A 22232-nucleotide genomic window follows, 5' to 3' on the forward strand; every position below is an offset into this window, starting at 1 on the left:
CTGGACTGCTCGAGGACAGCGGCAAGAAGCGCGAACCGCCGGTCGGTCTGGGACCACACCCGATCACGGTTCATCAGAGAGTCAGGATCATCCCAGGCATGCCTCGAATTCGTACGCTTCGGCTCCCCCGCCTGCGTCGTACGCCGCCACGTGGCTCCTGACCCAGTCGTTCGGGCTGAGCTCGCACTTTCCGGTCCTGCTCCGATGGGGCGTGGTCCCGGTTTGCCCGTTGATTCGATCACTGTCAATATTGATGGGTGTCGATTCAAATTGATAGTGACGACCTCTGTTGCGCGCCACTGGTACGGGAACCTCTGACGGAGGACTGGGCCGGAGAGTTGGCTCGGATGTTCAAGGCGATCGGAGACCCGGTGCGCCTACGAATGCTCAGCCTGATCGCCAGCCATGAGGGCGGCGAGAGTTGCGTGTGCGACATCAGCCCGGCCTTCGACCTGTCCCAGCCGACCATCTCGCATCACCTCAAAGTGCTGCGCGAAGCCGGTCTGCTCGACTGCGAACGCCGCGGAACGTGGGTGTACTACCGGGTGATCCCATCGGCCTTGGCCCAGTTGTCGGCCGTGCTGTCCCCGGAACGCGGAGTCGTACCAGGCTCGGACTGCGCCATCGTCAACGATGCAGCGGAGGCGACGCGATGACCACGACGAACACCGATCACCCGGCGGTCGTCGGGAAGATGTCGACCCTCGACCGATTCCTGGCCGTGTGGATCGGCGCCGCCATCGTCGTCGGCCTGCTACTGGGCCGGATGATCCCCGGACTCGGCGAGGCTCTGAGTTTCATCGAGATCGACGGCATCTCCCTGCCGATTGCCCTGGGCCTGCTGATCATGATGTATCCGGTGCTGGCGAAGGTGCGTTACGACCGTCTCGATACCGTCACCGGCGACCGCAAACTCCTCATCAGTTCCCTGATCTTGAACTGGATCCTTGGCCCCGCCCTGATGTTCGCCCTCGCCTGGCTGATGCTGCCGGATCTGCCCGAGTACCGCACCGGCCTGATCATCGTCGGTCTGGCCCGCTGTATCGCGATGGTGATCATCTGGAACGACCTCGCGTGCGGGGACCGCGAAGCCGCAGCAGTGCTGGTCGCGATCAACTCGGTCTTCCAGGTGATCATGTTCGCCGTCCTCGGCTGGTTCTACCTGTCGGTGCTGCCCGGCTGGCTCGGACTCGAACAGGCCACCCTCGATGTCTCGCCGTGGCAGATCGCCAAATCGGTGCTCATCTTCCTCGGAATCCCCCTGATCGCCGGTTTCCTCACCCGCCACTTCGGCGAAAAGGCCAAGGGCCGTACATGGTACGAGGACACCTTCCTGCTGAAAATCGGACCGTGGGCGCTGTACGGTCTGCTGTTCACCATCGTGATCCTGTTCGCGCTGCAGGGCGAGCAGATCACCTCCCAGCCGCTGGACGTGGTGCGCATCGCGCTGCCGTTGCTGGCGTACTTCGCGATCATGTGGGGCGGGGGTTATCTGTTCGGCGCCGCGATCGGCCTCGGCTACGAGCGCACCACCACGCTCGCGTTCACCGCGGCGGGCAACAACTTCGAACTGGCCATCGCCGTGGCGATCGGCACTTTCGGGGTGACCTCCGGACAGGCGCTGGCCGGAGTGGTCGGGCCACTTATCGAGGTGCCGGTCCTCGTCGCCTTGGTGTACGTCTCCCTCGCCCTGCGCAACCGCTTCACCCGTCACGAGTCGGCACACGTGCCCGCATCGAAAGAGGTTTGAGCCGTGAGCACACCGAGTGTGTTGTTCGTCTGTGTCCACAACGCCGGCCGCTCACAGATGGCCGCCGGTTTCCTCACCGCCCTCGCCGGTGACCGGATCGAGGTGCGCTCGGCCGGCAGCGCCCCGGCCGATCAGGTCAATCCGGCCGCGGTCGCGGCGATGGCCGAGGTCGGCATCGACATCTCCGGTCAGAATCCGAAGATCCTCACCACCGAGGCAGTGCACGCCTGCGATGTGGTGATCACGATGGGGTGCGGGGACACCTGCCCGGTATTCCCGGGCAAGTCATACCGGGACTGGGTGCTCGACGATCCGGCCGGTCAAGGCGTCGAGGCGGTGCGCCCGATCCGCGACGAGATCAAGGCCAAGGTCGAAGCCCTCGTCGCCGAGTTGACCACCCCGTCCTCACCGCGCTGACCTGCGAGGTTCTTCGATGACGACGAACGTCGAGGTGCTCGTGATCGGCGGTGGGCAGGCGGGTCTGGCTGCCGGCTACTACCTGCGCCGGGCCGGGCACCGCTTCGTGATCCTCGACGATCAGCACAGCCCAGGCGGGGCGTGGCCGCACATGTGGCCGTCGCTGCGACTGTTCTCCCCGGCGGAATTCGCGTCGCTGCCGGGGTGGCCGATGCCGCGCTGGCCGGACGGTTTCCCGCCGGCACGTCATGTCGTGGACTATCTCACCGCCTACGAAGCCCGCTACGGCCTGCCGATCGAGCGGCCGGTGCGGGTGCAGGCGGTGCGCCGCGACGGCCCCGCTGTGCTGGTCGACACCGACCGTGGGCAGTGGCGGGCGCGCCGGGTGATCAGTGCCACCGGCACCTGGCAGCGACCGTTTCGGCCGAGCTATCCGGGCGCGGGTCTGTTCGCCGGGCGGCAACTGCACACCGTCGACTACCGCACCCCGACCGAGTTCACCGGCGCCGATGTCGTCGTGGTCGGGGGTGGCAACTCCGCCGCCCAGCTCGTCGCCGAGATCTCCACCGTCGCGGCAACCACGTGGGTCACCACCCGTCCGCCGCGGTTCCTGCCCGATGGTGTCGACGGCCGGGCCTTGTTCGAGCTCGCCTCCCGCCGTGCGGTCGCTCTGGCTGCGGGCCGGCCCGATCCTGGTGGCATCGCCGCCCTCGGGGACATCGTGATGGTTCCGGAGGTCCTCGCTGCACGTGAACGCGGCGTCTTGACCGCCCTGCCGATGTTCGATCGGCTCACCGTCGACGGCATCGCCTGGGGTGAGCGCCATCAGCGGGCCGATGTCGTGTTGTGGGCGACAGGTTTTCGTCCCGCCCTCGCACACCTGCGGCCGTTGCGGCTGCGCGACCACACCGGCACGGTGCCGGTCTGCGGCACCCGCTCGTTGAAGGAGCCGCGCTTGCATCTGCTCGGTTACGGCGATTGGACCGGTCCCGGTTCGGCCACCATCCTCGGCGTCGGCCGCACCGCCAAGGCTGCCGTCGCCGACCTCGATCTCGACAATTGACCTGCGTGAAAGGGCCTCGCCTGTGAGCACACCCTCGGTGTTGTTCGTCTGTGTGAAGAACGGCGGAAAATCCCAGATGGCCGCCGGGCTGATGAAAGCCGCTGCCGGCGACACCGTCGCGGTGCACTCCGCCGGCACGAAACCCGGTACCAGCATCAACGCTCTGGCAGCCGAGGTGCTGCTCGAAGTCGGCGTCGATATCACCAGGCAGATCCCGACACCGGTCGATCCGCACTTGGTCCGCGATGTCGATTTGGTGGTCACCCTCGGCCGCGAAGCCCGTCTCGATCCGGTGGCCGGGACACGGTTCGAGAACTGGGACACCGATGAGCCATCCGAACGCGGCATCGACGGCATCGAACGGATGCGGCTGGTCCGCGACGACATCGCCGCTCGTGTCGCCGACCTCGCCCAGCGGCTTCGTCGCTGACGACATCGATGTCGGCCACCCGAACCTGGGTGGCCGACATGAGGTGGGTTGTTCAGCAGCAGGACGTTGTAGTTGGGGTCTGCTGCGTCCCTTCGGTCGGGGCGGCGGCGGTGCCGCAGCACACGCCGCCTTCGGCGGTAGCCGGGTCGTCGAGGTGCTGTGGGCTCGAGCCGAAGGTGTCCGAATCGGCGAGGACGGTGTAGACCTCCCATTTCTCCCCGGCGGGGCCAGTGACCCACACCTTGTCCTGGGTGGCGAAGCAGCAGGTGGTGCCGATCTCCTCGTCGGTGAACAGTCCTTCGCCGGTCAGGCGGGCGATCTCGGCGTGAACCTTCTCGCTGGATTCGACCTCGACGCCGAGGTGATTGATGGTGCCGCCCTTGCCGGGGTTTTCGAGCAGTACGAGCTTGAGCGGCGGTTCGGCGATCGCGAAGTTCGCATAACCGGGCTTGAGCTTGGCCGGTTCGACACCGAACAGTTTGGTGTAGAAGGTGACCGCTTCGGTCAGGTCGTCGACGTTGAGGGCGAGTTGTGCGCGGGACATGACATCCTCCACCTGTGTGACATATATCGAAGTACTGGACGCCTACAGAATGCGCCACCTTTTCGACGTATGTCAAGAAAGTAGATAAGCTCGAAGGATGCCGAAAGCCCTACCCGTCATCGACGTCAGCGCCCCCATCTGTTGCGCGCCGGTCTCGGCCGCCCCCATGAGCGACGATGCGGCCCTCGAACTCGCCCTGCGGTTGAAGGCCCTCGCGGACCCGGTCCGCATCAAACTCGTGTCGATCCTGCTCACCGCCGACGACGGCGAAGTGTGCACCTGCGATCTCGCCACCGGCGTCGACCTGACCGAATCCACCGTCAGTCACCACCTCGGCCAGCTCCGCAAGGCCGGCATGGTCGAATCCGAACGACGTGGGATGAACGTCTTCCACCGCGCCCGCACCGAAGCCCTCGACGCGTTACGTGCGGTGCTGGACCCGAACTGCTGCCGCTGACCCCTCATCGACCGCGTGGGCCGATCGTGTTGCCCGGCGTTCGAGGGCACGCCGCCGCGCAGCAGTGGCGCGGAAGCACCAGGAACGGGTGACCGCTCCCGCCCGAACTCACCGATCGAGCTCTGGTCCGCGCCCTCGGTCGACTCCGCAGGAAAAGGCGCCGTTGTCGTCGGCCCTCGGGGTCACCCTCGAGGACCGCCCCAGCATCTCCCGGAATGCTGCGGGGGTGAGCCGTCGCTGCGGCCAAAAGCCCGTCGAGCACAGCGCGATAGTTCTCGGCCGAAGGCTCGGCAACCGACTGCCCCACCTCCGCCGCGGGTGCCCGATCAGGAAGGAACGATCCGAGCCAGTTCGTCACGCGGGTAAGGACAAGATCGCGGTCATCGGTATAGACGGCCGGCCACTGAATTCCGACCGCGGCGATGCGGTCCAGGATGTCGCCAGCGCCGACGATGCCGTCCCGGATAAATCACCGGGTCGCGGTTCTCCGACATTCCTGGGTGATATCACTAGTGTGATATCGGAGGTGGTCACGGTGGAACAGATCCTGATCCGCAACCTTCCCGCGGGAACCAAGGCTGCCCTGCGGGCGCGTGCTGAGCAGCATCACCGGTCGGTCGAGGCGGAGGTACGCGACATCCTCGGCGAGGCCCTCGAGCGGGAGCCAGTCACGCTCGTCGACCTCTTGAGCACCGATGAGGGTGCCGACATCGAGTTCGAGCCCGAGCGCCTCGGTTTGACCGCCCGAACCGCCGAGTTGTGAAGTACGTTCTGGACACCAACGTGGTGTCCGCGCTGCGAGTTCGGGGCCGTAACCGGTCGGTCGAGATTTGGGCGGCGTCGGTGCCGGTGGCCGACCTGTTCGTGACGGCCATGACTATTGCCGAGATCGAACGAGGCGTAGTCGCCAAGGAGCGATCCGACCCGAATCAGGGAGTGGTCCTGCGCCGGTGGTTCGACGAACGGGTCCTGCCCGCCTTCGCTGACCGTGTGTTGCCGTTTGATCTGCCGGCCGCCCGGGTGCTGGCCACCTACCGGGCGCCCGAACATGCGCCGTTCGACGCCGCTCTCATCGCCGCTGTCGCCCAGGCCGCCGAGATGACCGTGGCGACGCGCAACACCAAGCACTTCGACCCGCTCGGTGTCCGGTGTGTCAACCCGTGGGAACCGAATCCCTGAAGGCCCGACTTCGGTGCAAACGCCCGTCGACCGGGCTCGAGTGCGGTCAATGAGGCTCGCTGAGCTGTCCGGTACGGCCGGCCTCGCTCAGGGGAGCATGAGGCACCGACGCATGACATCGCCCTGAAAGTGGGGACGCGAGCGGGAACGCGAAGTCGGGAAGGTTGCCGCTTCACGGACCGCAGCAACCCCTCAGACATGAGTCACGCGGGTTGCAGTTCCCGCACCGGTCCGGTGCTGTCGACCGCCGGGAGCGGCGGCACGGCGAAGCCTTCAGCTTCGGCGGCCGCAACGAACGAGCGCCACCGACGACTGACCGTGGACTTATCGACGTGCAACCGCCGCGCAACCTGGGTTTGCCGCAGGTGCGGCTCGTCGATGAGCATCGCCGCCACGCGTTTGACCGGGTCGGTGAAACTGCCGTCGGCGAGGAACTGCTGCAACCCGGCCGCGGTATGCGGGTAACCGTTGCGCGTTGCATCGGCGCCGCGGGCGTTCCCGACAACATCGGCGTCCACGGTCGTCTCGGCGAGGGCAACACCCGCAACGCCGGACTTGCGTGAGGTGCCGGGTGATGCACTCTGCGCTTCGTGGTGCACCTCGTGGGCGCGGCCGGCATCGATTGCGCTCTCCGGCGTTGCCACCGCGGCAAGCGTGAAATCGTGCTCCGTCGTCTTCTCGGTCGCGGGGCGGATCGGTGCAGCGGTGGTGCCCTCACGGTGCACGAGCTGATCCACCGTTGCAGCATCACGGCGTTGGGCGCGTTCGTCGATGACAACCTGCAACATCATGGTGAACAGGTGAAACAGTGCCAGCCACAACAGCGGGAAGATCGCCGCAATGACCGCGGCAATGGCTGGGGGTTGTGGGATGAACCCGAGGTGCTCACCCGCTGCAACGCGTGCGAGGTTGCGGGCGGCGAGTTGATAGGAGTGGTACGAGTTGCCCACCACACTCAACGCGACGGTGACGACCGCCAAGCTCATGCAGTAGCGCCGCGCCCAAAGGTGCCGGTTGGCAACGCGGAAGATGACGTAGCCGGCTGTTGCAGCGGCCTGTGCAACGTCGATGGCAACCGGGGCCATCCATGCACGACTCGGATGCACGTTGATTTCGATGGCCAGTGCCCGCAACGCATCGAACGACAGCGTGAACGCCAACGCCGCAAGAAGCAACGCCATCGTTGCCACCGCGGCGACACCGAGCATCTTCGAACGCACCGGCCGCGCATCGTGGCGCAACGGCGGTGCGGACTGAGGGGAGTCATCGGACACGACGGAAGCCTCTTTCTACGACATTCTCTAGAGGGGTGCTGATTCGACTACTGACACGTGCTCTTGGCATCTCACTCCCCTACCCGGGGTGCGGACAGGACATCGACGAGGTGCGCCGCACGAACCTCACGGAAACGGGCGGGTTGCCGAGTCGGTGGTCAGTTGAAGACGTCGACGAACCATGTGCCGTCGATCTGCTGGGTGGTGACGGTCTGGGTGATGCGTTGCACGCCGTCGGGGCGCAGTTCCGACAGGTCGACGAGATAGACATCCTCGGACAAGGCCTTGGTGCGGACGCAGTAATTGGTGCCGACGGGGATCTCGTCGATGAACGGCTGCAGCTGCTCGGCCGGGACGACGGAACTATTCGGGGTGGCCAAGGCGCGGGCGGCGACCGCGTCGCGCCGGACGTAATAGGCGTAGTTCCAGGCGGCGATCACCCCGGCGCCACTGCGCTGGTCACCCCGGTCGGCGCGGCAATCGTCATCGAGATCCGACGCCGGCGCCGTCGGCGTTGCGGACAGTTCGAGCATCGGTGTGCCCACATCGTCGGACGGCGGTGCTGCCGCTGCGGACTCTTCGCCGCGTGCATTCCACATCACCCCTATGGTGACGGCTGCAACCCCCACTGCAATGGCGATGGCAACCGCTGCAACGCGGCCGGTGCGCCTCGCTGTGCGCGGCACAGGTCGCTCGTGTGGGGTCACCGCCGGTGCAACCAATGCACCGTCGATCGCATCGCCGGGTGCAACCGGATCGGCGGTTGCACCCGAGGGTGGGGTGGGTGCACCGCCGAGGAGGTCGACGACGGCCGGATGCCGAAATGTTGTCTTGCCGAGTTTCATCGGGGTGCACCCACATCCTTTCGTACGGTCAGGCGGAGACCGGGGCGCCAGCGCCCTGTCCGACGGCGGTCGAGATCATCTCGGCGGCAGTGCCGGCCGAACCACCGAAGAACGCCTCCAGGGTGGTGTCCACGGCGGCGATCACGTTCTCGCCGCCGGGTTGCGCCGTGACCCATTCGCGGGCTTGTGAATCGATGTGCGGTGCTGTCTGCACCGCGCTGTGCACGACCTCCGCAGTGGCGGCACCGACCGGTCCGGAGGTCTGCCACTGCTCGACCGTCGCCGCGGTCTGCTCGGTGATCACGTCCTGCTGCACGTCCGGCAACTCGACCTCGATCGGCTGTCCTTCGTCGTCCCCGGCACCGAAGGCGGTACCGGCAGCGAGGCCGACTGCACCACCGACGAGCGCGCCGGGGACTGCGCCGACGGCGCCACCGATCGCCGCACCTGCCGCGGTTCCTGCGACACCGGTCGTGATTTCGGGCAGCACCGGGATCGGCAGCGGCACCACCCCGCCAAGGGCGGCGCCGCCGATGCCGCCGATGGTGCCGCCGATCAGCGCACCCGGTACCGCACCGGCCGCGGCGCCTGCGGTCGCTCCGGCGGCGACACCGCCGATCTGTGCGGCGGCGACGCGGTCGGCGCGATCAGCGTGGACACCGACGGAACGCCAGAAGGTGGCCACCTGGGATCGGGTCAGGCCGGCGGTGTTGTTGGTGCGCTCGCGGTCGGCGTCGGTGACCCAGTTCGGCTGGGTGAGGTGGTAGTCGCCGATCATGATCTTCTCGGGCGGGGCGATGTAGATCGGGGCCTGCTCGACCGGGGTCGGGGCGTGCAGCGTCGACAGGTCCAGCGGCGGGGTGTACGTGGTCTGCCGGTTGTAGCGGCCGGTGTCGTAGTCGTAGTTCGGCAGCGGCTCGTACTGCGGCTGCACTGCAGGCGGGGCGGACCAGTAGATCGGCTCGGACGGCGCCTGCGGCACAACTTCCACCTCGGTCTGCGGTGCCGGGGTCGCGGTGGTGCCGCCTTGCGTCCCGCCGCCGGTAGTGCCGCCCTGGGATGGGGCCGCACCGGCGGTCGGGGCCAGCACCAGTCCTGCCGCCACTGCGGCGATCGCGACGAACGCGGCCGTGGCCTGACGCTGGACTGTGCGGTGGCGACTGGCAGCGCGGCGTGCGGCGCGGTTCGGGGTGGGGTTGTCGTTACTCATCGGGCATTGCCTTTCATCGGTCGGCCACAGGGAGGGCCGGGTCTGGTCGGGGATCGAAAAGGATGACGTGGAGCAGCCTTAAGCCCGGACCGAAAATGGTTCCGGACCAACGGGATCAGGGGTCGTCTGCGATCAGGTCGACGACGGTGGCGGCGAGGACGGTCAACGCCTCGCAGGTGTCGCGTCGTAACTGGCTCAAGGTGATGCGCTCACCGGAGGCGAACAGCGGCTCGAACGGCATCCGGCACACCGGCACACCGAGTGCGGAGAACGCATCGACGGCATCGGTCTCGACCATCGGCACATCCCCCGGCCCCTCGGTGATGACCACGACCGTGCGGACGAGCACATCCGGGCGGACGGCGGAGATCGCGGCCAGGGTGCGCTGGGCAGCGACCGCGCTGTCGCGGCGCAGCGGCACCGGAACGATCACGGCGTGCGCAGCGGTGATCGCCCACCGCCAGCTGCCGGCGTGGCGCGAGTTGCCGGTGTCGGCGACCAGCAGGTCGTAGTGGTGTCCGAGGATCGCCGCCACCGTCGCGGCGTCGTCGTAGCTCACCGGTGCCACCGCCCCGATTCCGCCGGCGACGACATACGAGCCGCACGGCTGACGGGTCAGATACCGAGTGAGCACGGAGGAGCGCACCGGCTGCGCCTGATCACCGAGATCGGCGAGCAGCGACGCCACGTCCTGCCCTGCGGCCGGGGGAAGCGCGATCCGATCGGTGAAGCTGCCGCCGACCTCCCCGAGGTCCAGGCACGCGATCGTGGCGGGGCCGCGATACTCGGCCAGTGTCTCGGCCAAGCCGATCGCCATCGGGGTTTTACCGACGCCGCCTTTGACGTTGGCGACGGTGACGAGCGCGCCGTCCGGCAGCGGCCGGGCGATCGTGGTGTGCGCCGCGCGCAGCCGCATCTCGATCGAGTCGGGTTTCGGTGCAAGCGCCAGGCCGAGCATCGCGTTGAGCCGTCCCCGCATCCCGAGGCGGGCGGGTTCGCCGGCCGCTGGGTTGACGCGGGGTGCGGACAGCGCCGACAACGCCTCGATCCGGCCGCTGAGCGGCTCTGTGGCCAATTCTGGGGGTGGTATGGACTTCGGACCCCGCGATCGTGTCGGCGCGGCCTGTGCAGGCTCCTGAGCGGGCGCCCGGTCGACCAGTGTCGATGTCTCGTAGGTGAACGGTTCGGCAGCCACGGTCACCGGCGCGGCCAGCACTGTGTGAACAGCCTCGGCGGCCGCCGAAGCGGGTTCGCTCACCACGACCGGAATCGGGACGCTCGGAGCACTTTCGGTGAGCTTGCCGTCAGGGCCGACCGTGAGGAACCGGGTGTCCTTGCCGGTGCGATAGACGACCTCGACGGCGGACTGCTGCTTGGCTGCGAGGGTGCGCACGAAGTCGTGCACGACAGCGGCCAGCGCCCTGTCCTCGGTTGCCGCCAGTTCCATCGGTGGCACGTCGGCGCCGGTGAGCCTCGCGCGCGCGGTGGTCGCGGAGGTCGCCTCGATCTCGACGGTCGGCGCCATGGTTAGTTGATCCCGCCGAAGGCACCGGCGCCGGCCAGCGCGGTGTCCATCTCGTCGATGACAGCATCGGTCTGCTCGAGCTCGGCCAACGCGTTGGTGCGGGCTTTGCCGTCGGGCAGCGCTTCGATGACCACGCGGCGCTTGGCCGACGCCTCACGGATTTCGGCGAGGCGTTCGCGCGTGAGTTCCTGCCTCTCGTCGAGTTTGGCCAGCCACACCGGCGAGGTCTGTTTGAAGTACTCGCGCAGCGCCTTGATCACCGGATCGTTGGCGCCCTTGGAGACGAACGGGCCACGCAACGCGGCGACGTCCTCGGCAGTAGGGGTGATCGACTGAGAAATGCGACGAGTCATCGGGTTCCTTCCGGTGGTGATTACGGGCGTGGTTCACGGGGCCGACGAGCGGTCACTACGGGGTTGATGCGATCGCGACGACACGGACAGCGATCAGACTCTCGTGCGGTGGGTCGCCCGATGCTCATGCGCTGCGTCCCACGAGGTCGGGTTCGGGCAGGACAACGACGCCGTTCGCGTCGAAAGCAATGCGGGTGGTGACCCGGTCGGCGCCGATGGTCAGGACGGTCTCGATGACCTCGCCTCGGCTGCCGCGACGCACATCGACCGCATCGACGGTGACCGGCACCAGGTCGCCGTCCTCGTTGTCGATGAGCACGGTCTGCCCGGCGGTCACGCTCGAGGCCGGGATGACATCGGCGAAGTCCTCGTCCGCAGGATCAAGTTCCGGTGCGGCTTCGGCTCCAGTCTTGGCCATCGACACGGTGCCGATACCGCCCGTACTCGTACCGCCGAGGACGATCGGCTCGGGCACGCTTCCGTAGTTGCGTGCCCGCCGCGCCAGGGCGCGTTCGGATTCGATGAACTCGGCCAGCTCCGGCGAGTAACAGGTGAACTGCGGCGCCTCGGCCGGCATCAATCCGTCGATGATGGATTTCTCGTTCTCCGACAGCTGGTTCCACTTGTTCGGATGCTTGTCGACGTTCGGGGTCCACCACATCTGCGCATCGACGGGCGAGCCGTCGTCACCGAGCGCGATCCCGCGGCCCTTGACCGAGGTGTCGACCTCACGGCCCACCGTCGAATCCCCCCACATCATCAACGCCCCGTCCTGCGAGAGATTGCCGAGCGAGATGCGGGTGCCGAAGTTGTCACGCGCGTTGCCGGAGGCACCACCGAACAGGGACGCATCCGGACGCTGCACACCGAGCAACAACCGGATGCCGGCCGAACGCGCGAGCACCGCCAGATCCGCCCACGCACCGAGCGGATCGAGTTCCTTGAGCAGAGTCTTGGTTTCGTCGTCGCCGGTCTTGGCCAGACGCTGCCACTTGCCGGAGAGGATGAAGAACTCGTCGAGCACCGCGATCATCAGCGGCAGCTGCGAACCTTCGATCTTCATCTGATGGATGTAGGCGTTGCGCGCCATCATCTCCGTATGCAGGGCGCGCACGAACATCGCCGCGCGCAGCGCGTCGTAGATGATCGCCCCACAGCCGGGGTAGCCCTCGAGGCCGTCGAGTTCGATCATCTTCGGATCGACCCCGACGAACGGAACCCCGCGACGCGCCGCTTCGGTCAGCAGCGTGCGGATCACCGAGGTCTTACCGCCGCCGGTGGGGCCGACGATCAAGCAGTGCGGCTTGTTCGAACTCGTCGAGACATCCCAGAACATGATCCGGTCCGCCGCGCCGGTCGCATAGGGCAGGTGCCGCAGGTTCTCATCGACCAGTTCCAGGGGGTGGTCGACGCGCTCGGGCATGGCGGTGACCAGACGCATCACCAGATAGCCCTTGTTCGGATACCAATCGCAGGTCCAGTTCCGGCCGGATTCGTGCGGGCCGGCGAGCGAGGCGAGGGCTTCGTCGACCTTGGCCTGAAAGCCCGGTGCTCCGGCGTTCATCGACTTGGCGAAGGCGATGCGGTAGCCGGTCTCGATGCCGTCCTCGTCGATGGTGTCGACGCTGACCTTGGGACTTTTGAAGATCGTGGCGCCGTCGAGCGCATCCTGCAGGACCTTCTGTCGTTCGCTGCGGGTGTCCGGGGAGATCGGCGTGCGGGTGATGACGAGCCGGTCGCGGTGCGCGTCGTGCCGCACCGTCACCGCCGAAGTCTCGCTGGTCCCGAAGGCCGTTTCGACCGCACGCGAGAGCGCCTCGAATTGCTTGGGGCGGATCACTGCACCGCGCGAGAGCTTGATCGTCGCGCCTCGCATCGAGCGCCCGGTGGTGGGCCGCGAAATCGAGACCTTGGTGGGTATATGCCCGGTGCTCTGCTGAACCATCGCGTCGAGCATCTGTGACCACCGGTGAGTGCGGTGCCGCGAAATATCCAGGGCGATCAACGGAGCGGTGGCTACTGCCAGCGGCCACCGGTAGTCGTACAGCCCGGTCAGCGCCTCGACGACCGAAGCGTTTCCCGCGACAGAAGCAATGAGGATGGGGCTGGAGAAGGCAGCTGCGGCAGAGATTGCCGTCAGCGGCGAGAACGGCACGAAGCGGGACACGCACGTGGTCCGCCCGTCGCCGGTCCGATCGCCGCGAGCGTCGGTGGTGTCGCCGAACGTGTCGCGCCATGCAGCGACGAGCCAGTCCTTGAGTGGGTCTGGAGTTGCGCTCACTGCATGCGCCTTTCACTCGTGCTCGTCTTCGCCGGATGCCGTCCGGTGCGGTGTGCGAGCACAGTGGCAGAGGGGCCGAGTTTTCACCAAGCAGGTGACGGCATTCCGAACTGACGCAGGTGATGCGCTCGGATCCGCGAGTGCCCAGCTCGATGAATTTGTGCCTCAACGTGTTCGGCGCTCACCTGAGAAGATCTCCACCACAGCGCTTGCAACGCGATGTCACCGAGCGCTTTTTCGACTGCTGATCCCAGCGCTCGCATACCGGTTCAGCGAGCGTTCATCCGAGCATGCTTATGGGCACTTGCACGTGGTGTTCCGAACGCTCCACAGCCGCCCTCCCCGTGTGGTTATCGAGCGTGGGCACGACCGCCGCAGTCAGCGCTCCGAAGAGCGTTCGACGTGGTCGGTTGCGAATACCGTTGGCGCCGCGCGCAATTCTGGATTACACTCCCCCCAAGGAACGCCGGGGGGAGTGACCCCGTAAGGGGTGGGCGTCGCGAGCGCTCTGCGCAGCACTGGGATTCACCGCTCGAATCCATCGCCCATCTCACGCGCTCTGTCGAGCGCCATGATGCGCACTCCCCCACTCCCCCACGATCACCCCTGCCTCCCCCAGCCCGATCACGGCCCTGCGAACCTCTCTCGCACAGGGCACACACCTGGCGTTGATGCATGTTCGTCCACCGCCCCGGCCGGCACTATCGCTCGGGTCGCTGTTCAGGCATCGAAGACGCATCGACGATCACCTCGCTTCATGTGCGGTGACGGCGCGCGTGAACATCGCTGCTCCGCACTCCCCGCCACGTGCGCTCGGCATGGCTGTCCGGTCTCGATCGTGGAGGTGTTTCTCGCGCTCGTTCTTCCCCGTCGACCTCGCCGGATGTGTGCGCTGTGTGCATTCACCTGTTTGGGCGAGATCGCGTGCTCGTTTTACGTTCTCGGCCGTCGCCTTTCGGGCGTACCGACCGAACCATCACTGGAGTGCTCATGTCTCTCGCGCCAAGTCTTGCCGAACTGGCGATCACGACCATCCCGAGTGGTGACGTGCTCGCCCAGACCACCGAGGTCACCACGACCGGGGTCCGCGCTTGGATCGAAGACAACATCGTCTTCACCATCCTCGTGTTGATCGCGTGCGTGGTCCTGATGGGTGGGCTGCGCGGCAACCTCTCGAAGGTCGTCACCGTCGGCGGCCTGTCGCTGGTGGGCATGGCGTATCTGGGCATCGCGACGAACACCACCGCGGCAACCGGCATCGGCAATTGGCTCCTCGGTCTGGTCGGCATCCAGGTCTGACCACCGCACGCAAGTACCGGCCGACGACCGCAAAAGGGGTACCGATCGTGATCGACAACGACGACATGCTGCACCGCGTGGACCGGCACTATCTCGGCCCGACCGGCTTCACGCTGCCGTTCCGCCTCCGCTACGCCGCAGTCGGACTCGGCGCGCTCATCACCGCGACGGTGTTCGTCCTCGCCCGCGCGGTCGTGCAGGTGCCGCTCGGCTTCCAGTCTCTGGTGGTGATCGTCGGGATCGGTGTCGTGATCACTGCGCGGGTGACGAAGTACGTCAACGCCGACCGTTCGGTCCGGTCGGTGATCCGAGCTGCGTGGAACGACCTGACTGCACCGCGCCCGCCCAAGGCAGGACAGACCGTCGTCTTCACCATTCCCGCTGCTATGCGTGCCTCGCGCAGTACGCCCCCGCAGCGTCGAGCGAAGGGAACTGCTGACGATGGCTGTCCAGCCTGACAACGACATTGCCGCGTTGTTCGATCCGAATTTCGACGAGCCCGCACCGGCGATCGTGCCGCCGGGTGCGTTGCCCCCGTCGTGGGCGGCGGCGATGGCAGCACACCGCATCGCCTCCCCGCCCCCGGTTCCGGATCCGAATGCGGACGCGACGCAGGCCGCGGAGCTGGCGTGGTCCCAGGTGCCCGACAGCAGCATCACCGCCCCTGCTCCGGTGACCACTTCCACCACCGCAGCGAGTGCAGACGCACCGCCCGCACAGCGCAGGCGCGGCCGCACCAAGCGCGGCACGTCTGCCGACACCGACGCGGAGTTCACCCGGCAAACCAAGACCGCCGCCAAGCGCGCCGCTCGCACGCGCAAAGCAGTGCGGCTGCAACTGATCGGGGTCGAAGGCAACATCACCCGCACCCGTAGCCAGTCCACAGCGTGGTTCGTCCAACCACCAGGGCCGTGGAACATGCGCCCGGTCGCCCGGCAGCGCCGCTACATCCGCAGCGAAGCGTTGGTGCTGGCGAACCTCGCCGAAGCCGGCGTCACCGGTCTACACCGCCGGCTGGTGCGTACCCCGTGGCCGGTGCGCCAGTGGGCGCAAGCTCACGACGGGTGGGCCGAACCGATCGCGGATGTGCCGCGCGCGTTGTCGTGGCCGGACTATCTGCGCGGTCAGCAGCACGCCATGCTGTGGGGCAACCCCACTCTCAAGGGCCGCTACTGGGGCATCGAACTACCCCCGCGCTCGGCGCTCGCGGTCGGGCTCGACACCATCTCCGAATGGTTGCTGCCCGCCGTCGATACACCGCTGCTCGGCCGGATCGCGAGACTCGTCCGCTCGTGGGCGCACACGGCGTTCCTCAACGAGCAGAAGGCGCTCGCCGAGCACCTCGCCACGATCGAACGCATCCTCTCGGGACAGGGGGTGCGTGCCAAGCCCGCCACCGCCGCGCAGATGGACTATCTGCTGCTGCGCTCGGCCTCACTGGGGTTGCCGCTCGATGCCGAGGGCGTGATCTCCGGCGGTGGGGACTGGGAACACTCCGATGTTGCTGCGCTCGAGGACCTCACCGACCTCGAATTGACCCCCGGTGACGGGTACACCACTGTGCGCGGACAGGTCGGTGGCCGGGACTACACCGGCTACGCGATCGTGCTCACGGTCGGGCGCATGGCGCCGTTGCCGATCCCGGAGCGGATGCTGCCCTGGCAGGTCATCGGCGACTCCTCCGGTGAACCGCTCGAATGGTCCGAACGCATCCGGTTGAAGACCAAGAGCCAGACCATCCGCAGTCTGCGCCGGCTCACCGCGCGCATCGAGGCGCAGTTCGACCACTACACCGTCGAACACGACCAGGTACCACCGCAGGAACTCGCCGAACAGCACGCGCTCGCTCAACGGGTGCTCTCCGACATCGAAGACGACCACTCCGGCCTGTCGGTGCGCACCGACGGCTGGTACCGGGTGCTTGTCGTCGGCTCGTCCCCGGACGAGGCGAAGCAGAAGGTCTCGATGCTTCAGGAGATGTACGCCCCGCGCATCCGCCTCGAACACGAGCACGGCCAGTACCAACTGCTGCGCGAATTCCTCCCCGGTGAGCCGCTCGCCAACATCGCGCACTGCCGGCGCATGAGTGTCGAAACCGTCTCCGCCGGGATGGCCGCGGTCGGCGACCGGATCGGGGACCGCACCGGCGTGGTGATCGGCGAAACAGCCTCGATCGCGCCCCGACCCGCGGTGTGGGATCTGTTCGCCGCGCATGAGAAGAAACACAAGTCCGGTCTGACCCCGATCGTGGCGGTACCCGGCTCGGGCAAAACGTTCCTGGCCGGGATCCTCGTCTACCAAGCGGTACGTGCCGGCGCCTACGGGGTGGTGCTCGACCCATCCGGACCGCTCAAGAAACTCGCGCAGCTCCCCGAGTTCCGGGGTATCGCCGAAGTTCAGGCGTTGACGGGGCGCACCTCGCGGCCCGGCTCCCTCAACCCTTATCGGGTGATCGTCGATCCGCGCCGCGACGACCCCGACTACGACCCGACCAATCCGGACTACGCCGACGATGCCGATCCCGTCACCGCAGCCCAGTCGCAGTACGAAGCCGACCTGCGGGCCGCGCAGGCCGAGCGGATCTCGGTGGCGGTGTCGGTGCTGAAGATGATGCTCTCCCCCGCCCGGCTCGAGCACGAGTGGACCGAAACCGTCCTGCAGACCGCGGCGAACACCGTCGGCGGCGGACGGCACCACAACCTGCGCGAAGTCCTCGACGCGATCGCCGCGCTCGGTCGCGACGACGAGAACCTTGATCTGCGTACCTGTGCGCGCAGCGTGCATCAGGAGTTGTCGATGATGGCTGATCTCGCCGAGGCCCGCGTGCTCTTCCCCGAAGCGGGCACCACCGGTGAGCCGGAGGACATCGTCGACAACAACACTCGACTGACGGTGTTGACGATGCCCGGCTTGCAGCTCCCACCCACCGGCACCGACCCGTCGCAGTGGACCCCGCAGCAACGCATGGCCGGCCCGCTCATGCACATGGCCGCGTGGCTTGCGAACCGGCTCGTCTACGAACTGCCCCGCTTTGAGCGCAAGGTGCTGTTTCTCGACGAGAACAAGTACCTCGAACAAACCGGTGCCGGCCGCACCCTGAATCTGCGCATCGCCCGCGACTCGCGCAAGTACAAGGTTCGCGCGTTGGTGTGCTCGCAGCTGCCCGACGACTATCTCGGCGTCGGCGGCAGCGACGACAAGTCCGCATTGACCTACGAGGTCATCATCGGCGATCTCGGTGGCAACACCCATGCCATCGACGGCGCCCTCAAACTACTGAACCTTCCTGCCGGGGAAGGCTACGAAGCGTTGTTGGCCGATCTCGGTGGTGGCGGAGAAGACACCCTCGATGAGGACACCGACACCGAGCACCTCGACCAGGCACGCCGGTTCATCGTGAAGATGGCTGACGACATCGAACTGGTCCGCTCGGACTGGACCCACTTCGTCCACCTGGCACACGTATTCGCCGCGCTCGATTCCCGCGCGACCCGCGCCGCGATGGACACTCCTGCATGAGCGCGCAACGAGCACGCCGGATTCTCCCGGCACTGTCACTCTCCGTCCGCTACGTCGGGCAGCCTGTGGGGCTGGTGGTCCGTGTTCTGGTCGTACTGATGTTCGCTGCGGTCGTCCTGATTGGGGTCGGCACCGGGGTGGCCACAGCCAGCGGCTTCGACTGCAAGGACGTACCGGCCCCGGAGTTCCCCAATGAGACCGTCGAGACGACCTTCGACTCGTCCAGCGCCAACCGGCCGCCGATCGAAGGTGGGGGTGGCACGGGTTATGAAAGCTACGGTTGGGCCGGACTGAAATGGCACACCTACGACCTCGGCTGCGGTGAGGATCTAGTGCGCGCTCCCGGCGCGGTCAACGACACCACGCTGGGCAACACCTTCCTGACGATCGGGAAGTCACTGGCGGCCGCGGCGTTCTGGCTCGACGACCAAACCAAGACCGGACGCGACGCGCTTGATGCCGGGGTCGACTCGGCACTCGAACAGTTCGACCGGATCGTCTACTCGATCAGCGACGGCATGCGCGGGGTCTACGGACAGTGGCTGGGGATTGCACTGACTGTCGTCGCTGTGATCGTGCTGTGGAAGTCGCTGAAGGCAGACACCGCCGGCGTTACCCAAACCTCGGCAATCGCAGCGGCCGGGCTGATGCTCGGGGCGCTGATGGTCGGTGCACCGCAAAAGGCGGTTCAGGTCACCGACGACACGTTCGGCTCGCTGATCACCGATACTCAGGATCAGATTTTCTCGGTCCAGTTCGGGGACGGCCCGGGCGGCGGCACACTTACCGGTGGACCGACCGACCCGCGCAACGTGCTGATCGACCAAGTTTTCCTTCCCGATTGGCGCACGGGTTGGTTCGGCACCAATTACGACGATGCGGACACAGCCGGGCTCGGTCCGAAGTTGCGTGATTCGCTGGCGTTTTCGTACGAAGAGCAGGAGCGCGTCAAGAACGACCCGGACGCCCAGGCCGAACTCGCCGCCCAGAAGGCCGACACGTTCCGCGAGATCGTCGCGTCGCTGGAATCCGACCATCAGTTGTCCTACTACCAGTTTCAGGGCAAAGACTCCGGCCGCACCTCGACCGGTTTCATCGGCATGATCAAACTGGCGATGCCATCGATGCTGTGGATCGGCGCCTCGATCCTGAAGATCACCGCACTGCTCGCGATCCGCTTCGCCATCCTGTTCGCGCCACTGTGGGTGCCGTTCGCGATGATCGCCGGTGGTTGGCTGGGCCGCATCCTGCGCATGCTCGCCACCGCCTATGTGTGGGGCGTGGCCGGTGCAGTCATCGTCGCGCTGTACCTGATGGCGCTCGTGCAGCTCTACGTCGATGCCGACGGACAGGTCGACGGGTCCTGGCGATTGTGGTTCATGGTGCTGCTCACCGTTGTGTGCTGGGCGATCATGCGCCCATTCAAACGGGTAGGCCAGACGTTCACGCAGAACAGCTGGGGGTAGCCCCTGGGTGGTGAACACGCTGACACTGGCCCATACTGGGCCGGAGAATGCAGGACATCACCATGACGAAGAAGAAATACTCTGACGAGTTCAAGGCCGACGCCGTGCGACTCTACGAGAGTCGCCCGGAAGTGTCGTACTCGTCGTTGGCCGCGGATCTGGGAGTCGCTCGGGGGTCGTTGAAGACGTGGGTGCATTTGGCGCGTAAGAAGGCCGCGATGGCGCGGTCTGCGCCCGAGAAGAGCGTGGATGCCTCGGAGACACCCGAGGAGCAGTGTGCGCGGATGCAGGCCGAGATCGAGCAGATTCGGGCCCGCAACCAGGCTTTGGTCGCGGAGAACGACAAGCTCAGCGAGGAACGAGACATCCTGCGCAAGGCCACGAAATATTTCGCGGCAGAGACGAACTGGTGATCCGCTTCCGGTTCGTTGACGACCACCGAGACACCCATGAGGTGAAGCGGATGTGCACGGTGCTCGGCATCCACCGGTCGAGCTACTACAAGTGGCGAGCCGGAAAGGCGGCTCGGCGTGCCCGCCAGCAGGCCGATGCGGCGCTTGTCGACCGAATACGTGCCCACCACCAGGAATGGGACCACACCCTCGGTTACCGGCGGATGACCGCCGAACTGGCCGATGATGACGCGGTGCCGGGCACGGTCAATCACAAGCGGGTAGCCAGGTTGATGCGACAGAACAACATCGTCGGTGTGCACCTGCGTAAACCGAAGAACACGACGATCAAAGATCCTGGGGCGCAGGTCTTCGAAGACCTGGTCAACCGTGATTTCACCGCTGACGAGCCTGGACGAGTATTCGTTGGTGACATCACCTATCTTCCGCACAGCAGCACCGGTGAGTTCCTCTACCTGGCGACCGTGATCGACGTGTGTTCCAAACGGCTCGTCGGCTGGTCGATCGCAGATCACATGCGTACCGAGCTCGTGGAGAACGCGCTCGACAATGCGGCGGCGGCCCGAGGGTCGCTGGAAGGAGCTATTTTTCACTCCGACCACGGCCGTCAATTCACCTCCTCGGACTACCAGGCGACATGTCGCCGGCACGGCGTGCGGCAATCGATGGGCCGGATCGGGTCGAGCGCCGACAACGCGATGGCCGAGTCCTTCAATGCGTCGTTGAAGCGGGAGACGCTTCAGGGCGCGAAACGCTGGATCGACGAAGCGCAATGCCGCACCGAGGTTTTCCGCTGGATCACTCGATACAACACACGCCGACGGCACTCATCACTGCGGAACCGATCACCACTTGACTTCGAGGTCGACCATGGGTCTACCCTCGATCAGGCCGCTTGACGTACACACCCAGTGTCCACTATCCAGGGGCCACGCCCGTGCACCGATGGCACCCGCCTGACGGCGGAGATCACCGAATGCGGCTACCGGGGTAGTGCCAAGACCGTCCGTCGGTTCCTGGCACCACTGCGTGCTGCGCATCGGACGCGCCCGGCACCGCCGCCGGTGCCATCCGTCCGGCAGGTCACGGGGTGGCTGACCGCCCGACCCGACCGTCTCACCGACGTCGACAGCCACCGTCTCGCCGACATCCTCGAACGCAGTCCCGCACTGAACGCGCTGCAGGGACACGTTCGCGGCTTCGCCGAGCTCATGACCGAGCGGCGCGGACACGAACTCCCCGAGTGGATGAGCGACGTCGATGCCACCGGATCACCGGCCCTGCAGTCCTTCACCACCGGCCTGCGCCGTGACCTCGATGCTGTCACCGCCGGACTAACCCTCGAACACAACTCCGGGCCGGTCGAAGGGCACGTGAACAGAATCAAAATGCTCAAGCGGCAGATGTACGGGCGAGCCAACCTCGACCTGCTGCGCAAGCGCGTCATCCACCTCGAATAACGAAGCGTGGCAGTGACTTCACGGAAAGTGCGCCAGATCCAATTACGCGACGGTCGACAGCACCGCCCGTATCAAAGCGGCATTCGAGATAGACCACACCCGGCGAGAGACGACGGTGCGGTTGCGGACTCGCACATCACCCGAGGGCCTACGCTCTGCCGTGTGCCCCAAGACGCCGGGACAGTAACTACCGAAACAGCTGAATGGATAGCGACGACATCGGTCAGCATCGAAGGACGTCGATACTCTCGACGCGAGCACCTCACCGCGCCCTTCTTATCCCTGACATTCTGTCCGCGACAAAAACACAAAAGTGCCCTGCCGATCGGATACGGCAGGGCACTCGAGCAGTGTCGTCCAGTTATCGCCACCCGAAGACGGCCACGCATTCTCCCTATTTCCTCATTGTCGATCGCACTGACTCGACCTCCCTAGATTTGGCCCATCACGAGTGCTCCAACCACGGTGGACGAAGACGGCGCGAAGCAGTGAGCCGATGCTACTGCAGAGAGCTAGTTGTCAGTGAGCAGCGACGTACTCGTCGACGAGGGATTGAGGCAGACGTCCTCGGGCGGGAACCTCGAAACCTTCTTCAACCGCCCACTCTCGAATCTCCTTGGAGCTCGGAGAATTCGGATCGGATGACCGAGCCGTTCCGGCTCGCTTCTTGCGTCCTCCGACGCGGGTCGCACGCTCGACGTAGTGAGGTTTTCTCACCAGAGAGTCACCGACGACAGCAAAGACATC

General features: G+C 66.3%; 21 protein-coding genes and 1 pseudogene. 14 read left to right on the forward strand and 8 right to left on the reverse strand.

The window, feature by feature from the left end; genetic code table 11:
• The first annotated feature begins 257 nt into the window (after nucleotides 1-257).
• From QNA09_RS28740 to QNA09_RS28760, 5 genes are read left to right on the forward strand one after another with little or no spacing between them, the layout of a single operon-like run.
• Nucleotides 258-656 carry a helix-turn-helix transcriptional regulator gene (locus tag QNA09_RS28740; protein ID WP_064257451.1) on the forward strand — a complete coding sequence of 133 codons (399 nt, stop codon included), beginning with the start codon at nucleotides 258-260 and terminating at the stop codon, nucleotides 654-656.
• Nucleotides 653-1750 (forward strand): ACR3 family arsenite efflux transporter, encoded by a 1098-nt coding sequence (gene arsB, locus QNA09_RS28745; RefSeq protein WP_064257452.1) that lies wholly within the window; start codon nucleotides 653-655, stop codon nucleotides 1748-1750. Before QNA09_RS28740 ends, arsB begins: the two co-directional genes overlap by 4 nt.
• Nucleotides 1751-1753: 3 nt before the next feature.
• Nucleotides 1754-2167, forward strand: coding sequence for an arsenate reductase ArsC (locus QNA09_RS28750; protein ID WP_082921158.1), 414 nt, complete (start codon nucleotides 1754-1756; stop codon nucleotides 2165-2167).
• A 16-nt stretch (nucleotides 2168-2183) separates the two neighbouring features.
• Nucleotides 2184-3230: an ArsO family NAD(P)H-dependent flavin-containing monooxygenase gene (locus tag QNA09_RS28755; RefSeq protein ID WP_064257453.1), complete on the forward strand. Its 1047-nt coding sequence runs from the start codon at nucleotides 2184-2186 to the stop codon at nucleotides 3228-3230.
• Between the two features lie 22 nt (nucleotides 3231-3252).
• Entirely contained in the window at nucleotides 3253-3660 is a 408-nt protein-coding gene (locus QNA09_RS28760) for a low molecular weight phosphatase family protein (RefSeq protein WP_064257454.1), read from the forward strand.
• Between the two features lie 52 nt (nucleotides 3661-3712).
• Here the strand turns inward: QNA09_RS28760 and QNA09_RS28765 are convergent, their stop codons facing one another.
• Nucleotides 3713-4204 carry an ArsI/CadI family heavy metal resistance metalloenzyme gene (locus tag QNA09_RS28765; RefSeq protein ID WP_064257461.1) on the reverse strand — a complete coding sequence of 164 codons (492 nt, stop codon included), beginning with the start codon at nucleotides 4202-4204 and terminating at the stop codon, nucleotides 3713-3715.
• A 97-nt stretch (nucleotides 4205-4301) separates the two neighbouring features.
• On the opposite strand from QNA09_RS28765, the gene QNA09_RS28770 reads away from it, so the two are divergent.
• The 3 genes from QNA09_RS28770 to QNA09_RS28780 all read left to right on the forward strand — a co-directional run bounded on the left by QNA09_RS28770 (nucleotide 4302) and on the right by QNA09_RS28780 (nucleotide 5840).
• Nucleotides 4302-4661, forward strand: a complete 360-nt coding sequence (locus QNA09_RS28770; RefSeq protein WP_060654893.1) for an Rv2640c family ArsR-like transcriptional regulator — start codon at nucleotides 4302-4304, stop codon at nucleotides 4659-4661.
• 535 nt (nucleotides 4662-5196) lie between these two features.
• Nucleotides 5197-5424: an Arc family DNA-binding protein gene (locus QNA09_RS28775; protein WP_064257462.1), complete on the forward strand. Its 228-nt coding sequence runs from the start codon at nucleotides 5197-5199 to the stop codon at nucleotides 5422-5424.
• Nucleotides 5421-5840 (forward strand): type II toxin-antitoxin system VapC family toxin, encoded by a 420-nt coding sequence (locus QNA09_RS28780; RefSeq protein WP_064257455.1) that lies wholly within the window; start codon nucleotides 5421-5423, stop codon nucleotides 5838-5840. Before QNA09_RS28775 ends, QNA09_RS28780 begins: the two co-directional genes overlap by 4 nt.
• Before the next feature lie 203 nt (nucleotides 5841-6043).
• Here the strand turns inward: QNA09_RS28780 and QNA09_RS28785 are convergent, their stop codons facing one another.
• From QNA09_RS28785 to QNA09_RS28810, 6 genes are all read right to left on the reverse strand, one after another.
• A complete protein-coding gene (locus QNA09_RS28785) occupies nucleotides 6044-7114 on the reverse strand; it encodes a DUF2637 domain-containing protein (RefSeq protein WP_156666233.1) in 1071 nt (356 codons plus the stop codon).
• A 158-nt stretch (nucleotides 7115-7272) separates the two neighbouring features.
• Nucleotides 7273-7959 (reverse strand): hypothetical protein, encoded by a 687-nt coding sequence (locus tag QNA09_RS28790; RefSeq protein WP_064257456.1) that lies wholly within the window; start codon nucleotides 7957-7959, stop codon nucleotides 7273-7275.
• 28 nt (nucleotides 7960-7987) lie between these two features.
• Nucleotides 7988-9169 (reverse strand): hypothetical protein, encoded by a 1182-nt coding sequence (locus QNA09_RS28795; RefSeq protein WP_064257457.1) that lies wholly within the window; start codon nucleotides 9167-9169, stop codon nucleotides 7988-7990.
• 115 nt (nucleotides 9170-9284) lie between these two features.
• A complete protein-coding gene (locus QNA09_RS28800; RefSeq protein WP_064257458.1) occupies nucleotides 9285-10694 on the reverse strand; it encodes a ParA family protein in 1410 nt (469 codons plus the stop codon).
• A 2-nt stretch (nucleotides 10695-10696) separates the two neighbouring features.
• The gene (locus QNA09_RS28805) at nucleotides 10697-11047 is read right to left on the reverse strand and encodes a hypothetical protein (RefSeq protein WP_064257459.1); all 351 of its coding nucleotides are present in this window, start codon (nucleotides 11045-11047) and stop codon (nucleotides 10697-10699) included.
• A gap of 124 nt (nucleotides 11048-11171) precedes the next feature.
• Nucleotides 11172-13328, reverse strand: coding sequence for an FtsK/SpoIIIE domain-containing protein (locus tag QNA09_RS28810; RefSeq protein WP_219130581.1), 2157 nt, complete (start codon nucleotides 13326-13328; stop codon nucleotides 11172-11174).
• 990 nt (nucleotides 13329-14318) lie between these two features.
• On the opposite strand from QNA09_RS28810, the gene QNA09_RS28815 reads away from it, so the two are divergent.
• From QNA09_RS28815 to QNA09_RS28840, 6 genes and pseudogenes are all read left to right on the forward strand, one after another.
• Entirely contained in the window at nucleotides 14319-14627 is a 309-nt protein-coding gene (locus QNA09_RS28815; protein WP_064257743.1) for a hypothetical protein, read from the forward strand.
• 47 nt (nucleotides 14628-14674) lie between these two features.
• Nucleotides 14675-15085 carry a hypothetical protein gene (locus QNA09_RS28820; RefSeq protein WP_064257742.1) on the forward strand — a complete coding sequence of 137 codons (411 nt, stop codon included), beginning with the start codon at nucleotides 14675-14677 and terminating at the stop codon, nucleotides 15083-15085.
• The gene (locus tag QNA09_RS28825) at nucleotides 15069-18146 is read left to right on the forward strand and encodes an ATP-binding protein (RefSeq protein ID WP_064257741.1); all 3078 of its coding nucleotides are present in this window, start codon (nucleotides 15069-15071) and stop codon (nucleotides 18144-18146) included. Before QNA09_RS28820 ends, QNA09_RS28825 begins: the two co-directional genes overlap by 17 nt.
• A 98-nt stretch (nucleotides 18147-18244) precedes the next feature.
• Nucleotides 18245-19603 (forward strand): annotated as a pseudogene (locus QNA09_RS28830) (hypothetical protein); the annotation flags it as partial.
• Nucleotides 19604-19674: 71 nt separating this feature from the next.
• Nucleotides 19675-20924 (forward strand): IS3 family transposase gene (locus QNA09_RS28835; RefSeq protein WP_153008490.1). Its coding sequence is split into 2 segments (ribosomal slippage): nucleotides 19675-20005 and nucleotides 20005-20924, totalling 1251 coding nucleotides; the frame shifts between segments, so codons are not numbered across the junction.
• A gap of 165 nt (nucleotides 20925-21089) precedes the next feature.
• Nucleotides 21090-21485, forward strand: a complete 396-nt coding sequence (locus tag QNA09_RS28840) for a transposase (protein WP_248957603.1) — start codon at nucleotides 21090-21092, stop codon at nucleotides 21483-21485.
• 519 nt (nucleotides 21486-22004) lie between these two features.
• On the opposite strand, the gene QNA09_RS28845 is transcribed toward QNA09_RS28840, so the two are convergent.
• The gene (locus QNA09_RS28845; RefSeq protein WP_231912171.1) at nucleotides 22005-22202 is read right to left on the reverse strand and encodes a histone-like nucleoid-structuring protein Lsr2; all 198 of its coding nucleotides are present in this window, start codon (nucleotides 22200-22202) and stop codon (nucleotides 22005-22007) included.
• Between the last annotated feature and the right edge of the window lie 30 nt (nucleotides 22203-22232).

The organism is Rhodococcus sp. AH-ZY2 (assembly GCF_030916465.1).
GTDB classification, from domain to species: Bacteria; Actinomycetota; Actinomycetes; order Mycobacteriales; family Mycobacteriaceae; genus Rhodococcus; species Rhodococcus ruber.